The following is a 13507-nucleotide window of genomic DNA, read 5'->3' as shown; positions in this document are numbered from 1 at the left end:
GCGTGACACGTGGCCGATCCGCCAAGGGATAATCGAATCGATCCGTCGCTGACGGAATCAGGATCGGGACAAAATGACATTCACTAAAAGACGAGCGTTCCACATCGGTGGCGCAAGCTGGCTATTCCTGTGCGCGGTCGGCAACGGCGCGATGGCCCAGGACGCGGCCGCGCCATCCTCCTCGACACAACTGCCGGAAATTACCGTGACGGCACCAAGCCCGATCGTGCGGCGAAACGTGACCCCGGCGCGAAAGCCGGCGCGCGTCGCCCGCGGCGTGCCCGGCCGCAATCGCGAACGCGATACCGAGCCGCAACCGGTCCCCGTCGCCGCCGCACCTCAACAGGGCGTGCTGCCTGTTGTGACCGACCAGTTCGCAACCGTCACCGTCATGCCCAGCGAGGAAATCCGCCGGCAGGGCGGTGGCACGCTCGGCGATCTCCTGTTCTCCAAGCCGGGGATCACCGGCTCGAGCTTTGCACCGGGAGCGTCAAGCCGGCCGATCATCCGAGGGCTCGACGTCAATCGCGTCGGCATCGTCGAGAACGGAATCGGCAGCAACGGTGCGTCGGACCTCGGCGAAGATCACTTCGTGCCGATCGATCCGCTTTCGACCAACCAGATCGAGGTCATCCGTGGACCGGCAACCCTGCGTTACGGGTCCACGGCGATCGGTGGCGTTGTCAGCGCCACCAACAACCGTATTCCGGACGCTTTGCCCACCTGCGCGGCACCCGCATTTCAGACCTATGGGCTTCCGGTGAAGGCGCCGCTCGCCAATGCCGCATCGCCGGGATGCGTGAACGTCGAGACCCGTACCGCGGTCAATTCGGTCGATCGCGGCGTCGAAGGCGGCATTCTGCTCGACGCCGGCGGCGGCAATGTTGCGATTCATGCCGACGCCTACGGACGAAAGTCGGGCGACTACGGCATTCCGAGCTATCCCTATTTGTTCGACCAGACCCGCCCCGTCGATGGACGCCAGCCGAATTCCGCGGCGCAGGCCACCGGCGCATCGATCGGCGGCTCGTATTTCTTCCATGGCGGCTTCATCGGCGCGGCCGTCACGCAGAACGACACGCTCTATCACATACCCGGCATCGACGGCGCCGATCACCAGACGCGGATCGATGCGCGTCAAACCAAATTCACGACCAAGGGCGAATACCGGCCGGACGCGGCGGCGATCGACGCGGTGCGCTTCTGGGCGGGCGCCACCGACTATAAGCACAATGAGATCGGCCTCGCCGACCCCGCCGACTTGACGACGCTGGGCGTGCGCCAGACCTTCACCAACAAGGAGCAGGAAGGCCGCGTCGAGGTACAGTTGGCACCGTTCAACGTCCGCTTCGCCGCCCTCACCACGGCTGTCGGCATCCAGGCGTCGCATCAGGAACTCACAGCACCGAGCCCGGATGATATCGGCAGTCCAGTGAACGGCTTGTGGGATCCCAACAAGAACACCAAGGTCGCCGGATACATCTTCAACGAACTGAAATTCAGCGATACGACAAAGGCGCAGATTGCCGGGCGTATCGAGCACGCCAACCTGACTGGAACGACGCCCGCCTTCATTCCCGATGAGTTCGACCTCAACGTCGATCCCGGTGCCATTGGCCCCGCCACGCCGCGCAATCTCAACTTCGCGCCGAAGAGCGGGAGTATCGGCCTGATCCAGAATCTTCCATGGAATCTGGTTGCGAGCATCACCGGCCAATATGTCGAGCGCGCCCCCAAGCCCGCCGAACTGTTTTCACGCGGCGGTCACGATGCGACCGTCACGTTCGATATCGGCAATCCCAATCTGGGTATCGAGACCGCGAAATCCGTCGAAGTCGGATTGCGGCGGGCAACAGGCCCGCTGCGATTTGAAATCACCGGCTATTACACAAAGTTCAACGGCTTCATCTATCGGCGGCTGACCGGTAACACGTGCGAAGACGGCGTGTGCCAGGCCGGCCCGGGCCTCGAACTCAACCAGGCAATCTACTCCCAGCGCGACGCCACCTTCCGCGGCGGCGAATTCCAGTTTCAGTACGATGTGCTGCCGGTCTGGAACGGCCTGTTCGGGATCGAGGGACAATACGATATCGTCCGCGCGACCTTCGAGGACGGGACCAACGTACCGCGGATTCCACCGCAGCGGCTCGGAGGCGGCCTGTTCTATCGCGACGCCAACTGGCTGGCGCGCGTCAATCTGCTGCACGCCTTCGCGCAGAACGATATCGCCGTGATCGGCGAGACGCCGACGGCGGGATATAATCTGTTGAAGGCGGAGCTCAGTTACAGGACCAAGCTCGATGCGTCCTGGTTCGGCGCGCGCGAAATGACGGTTGGCCTCGTCGGCAACAACCTGTTGAACGAAAACATCCGCAACTCGGTGTCGTACAACAAGGACGAGGTTCTGTTGCCAGGCATCGGCGTACGCGCCTTTGCGAACTTGAAGTTCTAGACTTCGTAGGGCGGGCAAAGCGTGCCCACCCTTGCGTGCACCGAATGGACGATGGTGGGCACGGCGCAAGAGCGCCTTTGCCCACCCTACACGCTACACACTGCTTAGCGCGCCTTGCTCCAGTCCGGGCGAATGGCACCGGAGACGCCATCGAAGGCGCCGTCGACGAGTTCGGCGACCAGGAGGCGGCTGTAATCGACCGGGCCGGGCATGGTCATCCGCCCCTTCGGCACGGCCTTGAAACCGACACGGCTGTAATAGGCCTCGTCGCCGACCAGAATGACCAGGCGATGGCCCTTTGCCTTGGCATCCGCAAGGGCGCGATCGAGCAGCATGCGCCCGACGCCGCGGCTGCGAAACGGCGGCTCGACCGTCAACGGCCCGAGCATCAAGGCGGGGGTATCGCCGATGCAAACCGGCAGCTGGCGCACCGAGCCGACCATCAGCGTACCGATCCGTGCCGTGAACGACAGATCGAGCAGATGATCGACGTGCTCGCGCAGCCGGTAGGCACTCAGCACGAAGCGGCCGGGGCCGAAGGTGCGTTCGAGCAGGCGCTCGATCGCCTGCGCGTCCTTTGGCGTTTCGGGCAATATGGTGACGGAAAGTTCGCTCATGGTAAGGCGCGGAATAGCATCTGGCAGCGGCGCGGTCCATTGCCGCCAGCGCTAAAGCCCGCTTTGTCTCATTTCTTGTTAATCGCCGGTTGCGACAGATAGGACAGCAGTTTCATCTCGCGGCGGCCACGCGTCACCGTGTCCAGCACCAGCCCGGATGAAACCGACAGCACCGCCATAATCATCAGCCCCATCGACAATACCGCGGTCGGTAGCCGCGGAACGAGGCCATGCTCGAGATAGGTGATGATGACGGGGATCGCGAGGACGACGGAAATCACCATCAGGACCAGGCCGATCGCGGTGAAGAACCGCAGCGGCTTTTCCGAGCGATAGAGTTTCAGGATGGTGCCGAGGATCCGGCAGCCGTCGCGCCAGGTGTTCAGCTTGCTGAACGACCCCTCCGGCCGGGCGAAATAGGGTGTCTCGATTTCGGCCACCGGCAGCGCCAGTTCGAGCGCATGCACGCTGAGCTCGGTTTCGATCTCGAAGCCGTCCGACAGCACCGGAAACGATTTGACGAAGCGGCGCGAGAACACGCGGTAGCCGGAAAGGATATCCTTGAACGCCTGACCGAACACCATCGAAAGGAATCCGGTCAGCATCCAGTTTCCGGTGCGGTGACCGGGTCGGTAGGCGGCCGCCGATTGATCGACGCGAAAGCCCACCACCATGTCGAGGTGGTCGTTGACCAGGGCCTCGATCATGCATGGGGCGCTGGCGGCGGCGTAGGTCGCGTCGCCGTCGACCAGCACATAGATGTCGGCCTCGATATCGGCAAACATCCGCCGGATGACATGTCCCTTGCCCTGACGGCGTTCGCTACGCACCTCCGCGCCGGCCGTCCGCGCGACGTCGGCGGTGCGATCTGTTGAATTGTTGTCATAGACGAAGATTGCGGCCGTCGGCAGCACTTTGCGAAAATCGGCGACCACGGTCGCGACGGCCGCCTCCTCATTGAAGCACGGCACCAGAACCGCAACCCGCAACGCCGGTGTCGTCATCGCGGACCTGCCGGGCCAAGGTGGATCATGGATCGCCGATGCCGCTTCAGGGCCTCTTCCAGTTGAGGGACGCCCGGCTCTGCGGCGGCCCTGCCGCGCAGATCGAGCGTTGCGAACAGCAGCGTCCACAGCGTGAGCATGTCGATCGGCATGATGTAATAGGGTGTGAAGATCGGATGCGTCATGAAGAAGATCAGGTTTACCACGAGATTGGCGGCCAGCACGATGGCCACCCGCCTCGCACCGCCGCGATTGAAACGCCAGAGCCAGGCGGTCCATGCCGCCGCGATCGCCAGCAAGGTGAACTGCACGTCCCTGAAATACTGCCAGAGGACGCTTGCATCCAGCTCGGGCGGCGCGAGATCCTGTCCGCCATAGGTCGTCGAGAACGGGCTTCCCGCATTGATCGCATTCGCCACCAGCGTCGGCGCCATCCCGATCAGCAAGGCTGCGCCGAATGCCGCGCCCTGCAGAAACGTCTCCCGGTTTCGCGCCAGCAGGAATGCGCCGGCGAGATACAGGCAATAGCCCGCCGACAGGAACAGGTTCGGCAGGCGCAAATTCACGGACAGGCCGATCAGCAGCCCCACCAGCGCGAGCAGAACAAGCCGGTGCCGCGACCGATCCGCGAACAGCTTCGCGGTGAGCCAGCCCGCAAGCGCGCAGACCATCATGGTCGGTGCAACCGAATAGCTCGCCTTGGTCGGATTGATCATCAGGTAGATCGCGACATCCCCGAAGACGGCCACCAATGCGAGCGAAGCGAGCGTTGATGCATAAGTCATTGCAAGGAACGCAAAACCGACCATCACGATCGACGCCAGAACATAGAGCGGTATGACCTGAAAGCCTTCCGGGAACAACGCCAGCATGAACCCGGTGCCAGGTGGATATTGAAGGACGGTTTTTTTCGTCTTCTCCATCCAGACGTGACAGGGAGCCCGCGTCGTCACGTTCCACTCGGGATAGTCCATCTCCTTCAGCTTGTTGGCGAGATATTGGTCGTCCTCACGCTTGAGGTCGGTGTTGAGCCCATCCAGGCCGAACAGCTTGAACAGATGCGCCTGCCGCAAATAGCAGATGTCGTCATAAACCCCGCGGCTTTCGCTCCAGCGCGAGATGGTCGAGATATTGCTCGCCAGCACCACCAGGAAGCCGATGCCGCAGAGAAGTTTAATCAGTTTCATCCTGTCCGGCCCCCGCTCGACTGCTCCGCTTCTAGGGACTGTGATGGCGGGGCGCAACCGAGCGCCCGCGCAAAAATCAGCGCCAGGTCGCGGTCCGCGCCTTGAAATCCAGCACTTCGGCGATCCGAAGGCGCGTCCCTCGGGTAGTGTCCGCCGGCAATGCAGCCGCAGCGTAGAACCCGCATTCCACGATCTCGCGGTTGGGCTCCGGCAAGCGGTCCTGGCGGTATTGCTTCACGACATAGACCGCGACGTGGTCGCGGCGCGATACGTGGACGTTGAAGAACAGGCCATGCAAGGGTGGTTCGTCGGTGAGTTCGATCCGCCCCTCCTCCATGAGTTCGCGCCGCAATGCCTCGAGGAACGTCTCGCCGACCTCGACCCCGCCGCCCGGCAGATGCCAGCCGGAGATATAGCTGTGTTTGACCAGAAACACCCTGTTGCTGCCGTCGAGCACGACGCCGCGGACCCCGAGCGTCATGCCGCGGGCGATCCGCCAATAGAGGTGCATTACCCGCCGCAGCTGCGGCTCGAAGCGTTTTCGAAGATTCTGCAGAGCGGTCACAAATACCTCAGATGCCGGACATGATGTTTGATCCTTGCGCAGATACGGTTGGCTTGCCAATACATTGCAAGGATTCTGGCAAGGTTTCTGGCAAGGATTCCTGACGAGGGTTTCGATGGCGGCATTCACGCTGGCGCATTTGTCCGATCCGCACCTGCCGCCGCTGCCGGCGGCACGGTTGCGCGATCTCGCGGGCAAGCGCGCGCTCGGCTATCTCAACTGGACCCGCAACCGCCACAAATACCACCGCCGCGAGGTGCTCGACGCATTGGTCGCGGACATGCAGGTCCAGCAGCCTGACCATATCGCGGTCACCGGCGATCTGGTCAATCTCGCGCTGGAAGCCGAGTTCTCGCCGGCGCAGGCCTGGCTTGAAAGCGTCGGCGCGCCGCAGGAAGTCACGGTGATTCCCGGCAATCACGACGCCTATGTGCGCGCCACCAGGCATCGCTTCGCCGGAACGTTCGGCGACTATCTGCGCGGCGATGCCGGACCCAACGGCGCGACGTTTCCGTTCGTGCGCCGGCGCGGCCCGCTGGCGCTGATCGGCGTATCCTCGGCGGTGCCGACGCTGCCGCTGATGGCGACCGGCAGGCTCGGGCGGGCCCAGCTCGATGAACTGGATCGAATCCTGACGCAATTGGCGTCCGAACAGGCATTCCGGGTGCTGCTGGTCCATCACCCCCTGCATTCGGATTCCCGCATCAAGCGGCTGACGGATTCGCGGCAGCTGCGCGCGCTCCTGAAGCGCCATGGCGTGGAATTGGTGCTGCACGGGCACGACCACATCCATTCGACCATGTGGATCGAAGGCACTGACCGCCAGATTCCCGCGATCGGCGTGCCGTCGGCGTCGGCGCTGGCGCACCGGCATTATCCCGCCGCGGCCTATAATCTGTTTTCGATCGAGCGCGACGGCGACCACTGGCGCTGCGTGCAGACCGTGCGCGGCTTTGGCGATGACAATGTGATCCGGCAGTTGGCGCAAGTCAGGTTGTCGTAACTGGTTCAAGCAGGGCTAGTCCCCGCCCCCACCGCCGCAACCTCCGCCGCCGCCGTCTCCACCACCACCCCCATCGCTACCCCCGCCATCGCCGCTACCGTGGCCGCCGTCGCCATCGCCGAAGCCCGACGACGAGCCATCGACCGACGAGTCCGCGAAATCACCGCCGCAGTATGCGGTACCGCTGCCGTTCTTGCGCAACTCCTCGCAGTCGGGGTGATAGACAAAGCCGTTGGCGATCTTGAACTTGCTGTCGAGCGCAAATAACAGCGGCAACCGGCTCGGCCTGACAGGGTCGATACTCTCGTACTTGCAGCAGTACCACCAGACCCGCCGCAGGCCCTCATTGCTCTTGCGATGCTCGCTCAGCACCACCGCCGGGGTGTGATGCAGGAAACCGCCGAACGCGCGGCGGCAAAACGCATCATACTCGCGCGTGTAGAGAATGAACTCGTGCCACAGATCGTCCGCGACTTGCGAGGGCATCGAGACGTAGCGCTTGCCGCTCATGAGATAGGCGAGGAAAAACTGCCGCAGGCCGCGCGAGACCAGCGCGCTGTCCTTGCGCTGGAAGCCCGGGTGATGCTGCTCCAGCCGCTGCAGCAGCCCGCTTGGCCAGCGGAAGGTGCGGATAAATTCGGCACGCCTCAACGTCAGCCATTTGCCGTACAGGCTCGCGGCGATGACCAGGACGATCACCGCCACGATGGCGTTGCCGATGATGATGGCTGGCACGAGGTCCCCTTCAGGCTCCGCGCTAGAGCCCCGTTCCGATGGAATCGGAACGGGGCTCTAGATTTTTGTTTTGACGCGTTTTCTTGACGCGAACCGGTGTCCACTTCGCTGGAAAACGCTCTAAAGGTTTCGCAGGCTGGCAAACAGCGCGAGGCCGAACAGGGCGGCGGCGCCGAGCAGGAAGCCGAGCACGAACATCCCGAAGCCGCCGCGGCGTTTCGGCGGCTCTTCGGCTGCCGGCTCGACCATCGGCGTTGCCACCATCGCATGCTCGCGCTCGATCATGCGGCGCGCGACATAATCGGTGACGGCATCGACGATGACCGGCACGTCGTGGGATTCGGCGAGCACGATGCGGCCGAAGCGGGTGTCCTGCACGAAGCGGTAGATACGCTTGTCGCGGCCCATCAGGATATGCGCGACCACGTCGATCCACAGCCGCGGCGTCTCGCCCTGGCTGACGCCGCGATCGAACAGGTCAACCTTTTCCGGGACCTGCGCGAACAACGGATCGAGCGCCTCGTTCATGATCTCGAGCCGCGCCACTTCGGCGTCGCGCAGTTCGACGACGACGCCGGTACGGTCAGCGGCCTCGATCCGCGCCTTGCGCAGCGCGTCGCGCAGCCGGGTCGGTTGCGGCTCAATAGGGGCGGTACTCTGTACTTCTGACATCTTGCGGCCCGCCTTTGTCCTGAAGGGTTGGCGGCGGTTAACCTAGCAGTAACCATGTTTTCCGCAAAGCTCGTTTGTTCCCAATGACTTAGGTTTCCGTTGAAAACGGCAGACGGCCCCACCCGGAGATCCGGATGGGGGCCGACCACTTAGGTTTTCCTTGGACGTTTCTTCTAGTCTATCGGCAGCAGCGGCTCAGGCCGAGATGCGGGAGGGCTCTTCGACGATCGAAAAGCGCACGCCGGCCTTGTGACGGTTCTCTTCCGAGACCGCGCGCCAGGCATCCTCTGCCTCTTTGCGGGTCTTGAAAGGTCCCTGTACCTGGGCCGAGCCTTCCACGAGCTTGTGGAAGTTCATCGAGCCGAACTCGCCGCCAATCACCCAGAAATTGCTCTTCGTCATGACTAGTCTCCTGCTTGTTACCGTTAGCCGAACTGGTTCATCGTGTTGTGGGCGCCGCCCGCCTTCAGAGCGGCTTCCCCGGCGAAATATTCCTTGTGCTCGTCACCGATATCGGAGCCGGCCATGTTCTGATGCTTGGCGCAGGCGATGCCCTGACGGATCTCCTGGCGCTGAACGTTCTTCACATAGCCCAGCATGCCCTGCTCGCCGAAATACTCCCTCGCGAGATTATCAGTCGACAGAGCCGCCGTGTGATAGGTCGGCAACGTGATCAGATGATGGAAGATGCCGGCGCGCTTGGCTGAATCGGCCTGGAAGGTGCGGATGCGCTCGTCGGCTTCAATGCCAAGCGGCGTATCGTCGTATTCCGGCTTCATCAGTTCGGCGCGGTTGTACTTGCTGACATCCTTGCCGGCTTCCTTCATCGCGTCGTAGACCTGCCAACGGAAGTTGAGCGTCCAGTTGAACGACGGCGAGTTGTTGTAGGCCAGCTTCGCGTTCGGAACGACCTCGCGAATGCGGTCGACCATCTTGGCGATCTGCTCGATATGCGGCTTCTCGGTCTCGATCCACAACAGGTCGGCGCCGTTCTGCAGCGAGGTGATGCTGTCGAGCACGCAGCGGTCTTCGCCCGTGCCGGCACGGAACTGATAGAGGTTGCTGGCGAGCCGCTTCGGACGCAGCATCTTGCCGTTGCGGTTGATGATGACATCGCCATTCCGGGCATTCTCGGCCGTGATTTCCTCGCAATCCAGGAAGCTGTTGTACTGATCGCCGATGTCGCCGGGCTTGTGGCTGACAGCGATCTGCTGCGTGAGACCGGCACCCAGCGAGTCGGTGCGGGTCACGACGATGCCGTCTTCGACGCCGAGTTCGAGGAAGGCATGGCGGCACGCCCGGATCTTCGCCAGGAACACCTCGTGCGGCACAGTCACCTTGCCGTCTTGGTGGCCGCACTGCTTTTCGTCGGAGACCTGGTTTTCGATCTGCAGGGCGCACGCACCTGCTTCAATCATCTTCTTTGCGAGCAGGTAGGTCGCCTCCGCATTGCCGAAGCCGGCGTCGATGTCGGCGATCACGGGCACGACATGGGTCTGGAAATTGTCGACCTTCTCGATCAGTTCCTTTTCCTTCGCCTTCTCGCCTGCCTTGCGGGCGGCGTCGATGGCGCGGAAGATATCGTTGAGCTCACGGGAGTCGGCCTGACGGAGGAAGGTGTAGAGCTCTTCGATCAGCGCCGGCACCGAGGTCTTCTCGTGCATCGACTGATCGGGAAGCGGTCCGAACTCCGAACGCAGCGCGGCGATCATCCAGCCGGACAAATAGAGATAGCGGCGATCGGTCTTGCCGCCGAAATGCTTCTTCACCGAGATCAGTTTCTGCTGCGCGATGAAGCCATGCCAGCAACCCAGCGACTGGGTGTACTTGGTCGGATCGGCGTCATAGGCAGCCATATCGCTGCGCATCAGCGCCGCGGTGTAGCGGGCGATGTCCAGGCCGGTCCTGAAGCGGTTCTGCAGACGCATGCGCGCCACGGCCTCGGCGGTGACGCCGTTCCAGGTCGGCTGGGTCTCGAGCAGCGCCTTGGCAGCGCCAAGCTCGCTCGCGTAGGAAGCGGGTCCCTTGATGGCCTGGTCGATGCCACGTGGCTGATAGTTCATTTGCTTAATCCTTTCGGTGACGACTAATTTGCCGTCTTTGCCGTAATCGACATTCATGACAGTGCATTGCAAAACGTAGCGAGAGCTAAACGCCAAAATACTGATTTCGTATAGATAGCTTGATTTTGAATGGTGATGTCATGTAACATCTAAACTTGTCATAAATGTCATTTTGTCAACTTTGTCACAAAATCCGTCAGAAGGGCTGACATGGCCAGCGAGTCCGGAAAGAAGCTGTTTGTCGGTCCGCGGTTTCGCCGGATCCGCCAGCAGCTCGGCCTGTCGCAGACCCAGATGGCCGAAGGCCTGGAGATTTCTCCGAGCTATATCAACCTGATAGAGCGCAACCAGCGCCCGGTGACTGCGCAGCTGCTGCTCCGGCTGGCGGAGACCTATGACCTTGATTTGCGCGACCTTGCGACCGCCGACGAGGATCGCTTTTTCGCCGAACTGAACGAGATATTCTCCGATCCGCTGTTCCGGCAAATCGACCTGCCGAAGCAGGAATTGCGCGATCTCGCTGAATTGTGCCCCGGTGTGACTCATTCCCTGCAACGGCTGTACGCCGCCTATACCGAGGCCCGCCGCGGCGAAACGCTGGTGGCCGCGCAAATGGCGGACCGCGACGAGGGAACCCGATTCGAGGCCAATCCGATCGAGCGGGTGCGCGACCTGATCGAGGCCAACCGCAACTATTTCCCCGAGCTCGAACAGGCCGCGGAAAGCCTGCGCGACGAACTGGGCGTGCCGTCCGAGGAATTGTTTGCGGCCCTCGCCGCGCGATTGCGCGAAAAGCATTCGATCGTCACCCGCATCATGCCTGTCGACGTGATGCGCGAGACGCTGCGGCGGTTCGACCGCCATCGCCGGCAGCTGTTGGTCTCCGAACTGGTCGATGGCCCCGGCCGGGCCTTCCAGCTCGCGCTGCAGATCGGGCTTGCCGAATGCAGCGCCAGCATCGACGCCATCGTCAACCGCGCCGGCCCGCTCGACGACACGCCGCGAAGGCTCTACCGGATAACGCTGGCGAATTATTTCGCCGCCGCCACCATGATGCCCTACCAGGCGTTTCATTCCGCGGCCGAAGCGCTGAACTACGATGTTCACGTGCTGGCGCAGCGCTTCAATGCCGGTTTCGAGCAGGTCTGCCATCGCCTGACCACGCTGCAGCGGCCGAACGCGCGCGGCGTGCCGTTCTTCCTGCTGCGCGTCGACAATGCCGGCAATGTTTCCAAGCGGTTTTCCTCCGGCACGTTTCCGTTCTCGAAATTCGGCGGCACCTGCCCGCTGTGGAACGTGCATTCGACCTTCGATACGCCGGACCGGCTGCTCAAGCAGGTCATCGAATTGCCTGATGGCACACGTTACTTCTCGATCGCGCAGATGGTGCGCCGGCCGGTGGCGCCGCACCCGCAGCCGCAGCCGCGCTTTGCGATCGGCCTGGGGTGCGAAATCCGCCATGCCGCCAAACTGGTTTATGCCGCCGGCATGGACCTCGAGAAAACCGAGGGCACGCCGATCGGGGTCAACTGCCGGCTCTGCGAGCGCGAAAACTGCAGCCAGCGCGCCGAGCCGCCGATCACGCGCACGCTGATCCTGGATGAGAACACGCGGCGCGTGTCGTCGTTTGCGTTCAGCAATGCGAGAGAGTTGTGAGTGTTTGAGATTTCTGACTGCATAAGATTTTGGGATCATTCCGGGGCGATGCGAAGCATCGAACTACGATGTGCTATTGCTCATCGGAGAATCTCGAGGCTCCGGGTCTGGTCCTGCGGACCATCCCGGAATGACGGCCTCCCCAGAGCCACAAATCCTCTGACCTGAGAGACAACCGAATGTTCGTTTCATTCTTCCCCCGCCCGAAAATCTTCTTTCTGTCGGCGATCGCCTGGACGGCGCTGGCGATGACGCTCTGGTACAGCTTCGCCAGCGAACTGTACGGGTCGTCGGGGCCGGGAGGCGTCGGCGTCGCCATCTTCTGGTCGGAGCGGTCGCTGTGGTTCGATCTCTACTTTGTCCTTTTCGTCGGCGCCTTCGCCGCCTTCTGGATGTGGTTCGAGCCGCATCCCTGGTCGTTTTGGTCCATTCTGGGCTCCGCACTGATCCTGTTCGCCACATATTTTCAGGTCCAGGTCAGCGTCGCCGTCAACACCTGGTACGGGCCGTTCTACAACATGATCCAGGCGGCGCTCTCGAAATCCGCCCCGGTCACGGTCGAACAATTCTACGCCCAATTGTCGACGTTTGCCGGCATTGCGCTTGTGGCCGTCATCGTCGGCGTACTGACGCGGTTCTTCGTCAGCCACTACATCTTTCGCTGGCGTACCGCGATGAACGACTTCTACATCTCGAACTGGCCGCGCCTGCGCACCATCGAGGGCGCCTCGCAGCGGGTGCAGGAAGACACCATGCGGTTCGCCACCATCACCGAACAGCTCGGCGTCAATTTCATCAGCGCGGTGCTGACGCTGATCGCCTTCCTGCCGGTGCTGGTGAAGCTGTCCGCCGACATCACCGAACTGCCCCTGATCGGCGCCATTCCCTACCCGCTGGTGTTCGCTGCAATCATCTGGTCGATCCTCGGCACCGGCGCACTGGCCCTGATCGGCATCAAGCTGCCGGGCATCGAGTTCTTCAACCAGCGCGTCGAAGCGGCCTACCGCAAGGAGCTCGTGCTCGGCGAAGACGATCCGGCCCGCGCCGATCCGCCAACGCTCGACGAGCTTTTCCTCAACATACGGAAAAACTACTTCCGGCTCTATTTGAACTTTCTGTACTTCAACATCGGCCGCATCGTGTATCTGCAGACCGACGTCGTCTTTCCCTACATCCTGCTGGGGCCGACGATCGTCGCCGGCAAGATCACGCTCGGCACCTTGAACCAGATCCTCAATGCGTTCACGCAGGTGAGAAACGCGTTTCAGTATCTCATCAACTCCTGGAGCACGATCGTCGACCTGATCTCGATCTATCAACGTCTGCGCGGCTTCGAAGCCATGATCGCCGGCGCCCCGCTGCCCGACATCGAACATGTGAAGGAGCCGGCGGGGATCTGAGGCGATCTTTTTCATTGCGAGCGTTTCCTCCCCCCTTGCGGGGTCGAGACGAGCGAAGCTCGCTCTTGGGTTAGGGAGAGGGGTGGCGTCATCGGGACTGCCCGTGAGAACCCCTCTCCCCAGCCCTCCCCCGCAAGGGGGGGAGGGAGCCGA

At 62.4% G+C, this 13507-nt stretch carries 12 protein-coding genes; 4 read left to right on the top strand and 8 right to left on the bottom strand.

Features of this window, described 5'->3' with window-relative positions:
* Nucleotides 1-73: 73 nt before the first annotated feature.
* Nucleotides 74-2452, top strand: a complete 2379-nt coding sequence (locus ABIE49_RS30405) for a TonB-dependent receptor (RefSeq protein ID WP_192738540.1) — start codon at nucleotides 74-76, stop codon at nucleotides 2450-2452.
* 104 nt (nucleotides 2453-2556) lie between these two features.
* Here the strand turns inward: ABIE49_RS30405 and ABIE49_RS30400 are convergent, their stop codons facing one another.
* From ABIE49_RS30400 to ABIE49_RS30385, 4 genes are all read right to left on the bottom strand, one after another.
* Entirely contained in the window at nucleotides 2557-3069 is a 513-nt protein-coding gene (locus ABIE49_RS30400) for a GNAT family N-acetyltransferase (RefSeq protein WP_192738539.1), read from the bottom strand.
* Between the two features lie 68 nt (nucleotides 3070-3137).
* Nucleotides 3138-4073, bottom strand: coding sequence for a glycosyltransferase family 2 protein (locus tag ABIE49_RS30395; protein WP_192738538.1), 936 nt, complete (start codon nucleotides 4071-4073; stop codon nucleotides 3138-3140).
* On the bottom strand, nucleotides 4070-5260 hold the full coding sequence (locus ABIE49_RS30390; protein ID WP_192738537.1) for a hypothetical protein: 1191 nt from the start codon (nucleotides 5258-5260) through the stop codon (nucleotides 4070-4072). The genes ABIE49_RS30395 and ABIE49_RS30390 overlap by 4 nt, the downstream gene beginning before the upstream one ends.
* A 76-nt stretch (nucleotides 5261-5336) precedes the next feature.
* On the bottom strand, nucleotides 5337-5825 hold the full coding sequence (locus tag ABIE49_RS30385; RefSeq protein WP_354067076.1) for an NUDIX domain-containing protein: 489 nt from the start codon (nucleotides 5823-5825) through the stop codon (nucleotides 5337-5339).
* 115 nt (nucleotides 5826-5940) lie between these two features.
* On the opposite strand from ABIE49_RS30385, the gene ABIE49_RS30380 reads away from it, so the two are divergent.
* Complete coding sequence (locus ABIE49_RS30380) at nucleotides 5941-6828, top strand: metallophosphoesterase family protein (RefSeq protein ID WP_192738536.1); 888 nt, start codon at nucleotides 5941-5943, stop codon at nucleotides 6826-6828.
* Nucleotides 6829-6843: 15 nt separating this feature from the next.
* Here ABIE49_RS30380 and ABIE49_RS30375 read toward each other — a convergent pair whose 3' ends face one another.
* The 4 genes from ABIE49_RS30375 to ABIE49_RS30360 all read right to left on the bottom strand — a co-directional run bounded on the left by ABIE49_RS30375 (nucleotide 6844) and on the right by ABIE49_RS30360 (nucleotide 10298).
* The gene (locus ABIE49_RS30375) at nucleotides 6844-7563 is read right to left on the bottom strand and encodes a glycine-rich domain-containing protein (RefSeq protein ID WP_192738535.1); all 720 of its coding nucleotides are present in this window, start codon (nucleotides 7561-7563) and stop codon (nucleotides 6844-6846) included.
* Between the two features lie 120 nt (nucleotides 7564-7683).
* On the bottom strand, nucleotides 7684-8235 hold the full coding sequence (locus ABIE49_RS30370; RefSeq protein ID WP_192738534.1) for a hypothetical protein: 552 nt from the start codon (nucleotides 8233-8235) through the stop codon (nucleotides 7684-7686).
* Nucleotides 8236-8430: 195 nt separating this feature from the next.
* Nucleotides 8431-8637, bottom strand: coding sequence for a DUF4170 domain-containing protein (locus ABIE49_RS30365; protein ID WP_192738533.1), 207 nt, complete (start codon nucleotides 8635-8637; stop codon nucleotides 8431-8433).
* Between the two features lie 23 nt (nucleotides 8638-8660).
* Nucleotides 8661-10298, bottom strand: a complete 1638-nt coding sequence (locus tag ABIE49_RS30360; protein ID WP_192738532.1) for an isocitrate lyase — start codon at nucleotides 10296-10298, stop codon at nucleotides 8661-8663.
* 210 nt (nucleotides 10299-10508) lie between these two features.
* Between ABIE49_RS30360 and ABIE49_RS30355 the strand changes: the two genes are divergently transcribed.
* Together ABIE49_RS30355 and sbmA are read left to right on the top strand one after the other, a co-directional pair.
* Entirely contained in the window at nucleotides 10509-11954 is a 1446-nt protein-coding gene (locus ABIE49_RS30355) for a helix-turn-helix domain-containing protein (protein WP_192738531.1), read from the top strand.
* Nucleotides 11955-12133: 179 nt separating this feature from the next.
* Nucleotides 12134-13354 (top strand): peptide antibiotic transporter SbmA, encoded by a 1221-nt coding sequence (gene sbmA / locus ABIE49_RS30350; RefSeq protein WP_192738530.1) that lies wholly within the window; start codon nucleotides 12134-12136, stop codon nucleotides 13352-13354.
* The last annotated feature ends 153 nt before the right edge of the window (nucleotides 13355-13507 follow it).

It is taken from the genome of Bradyrhizobium sp. OAE829, assembly GCF_040546575.1.
Lineage (GTDB): Bacteria > Pseudomonadota > Alphaproteobacteria > Rhizobiales > Xanthobacteraceae > Bradyrhizobium.
Note: the sequence above shows the minus strand (reverse complement) of the source record. Positions and strands in the feature narration are given on the sequence as shown.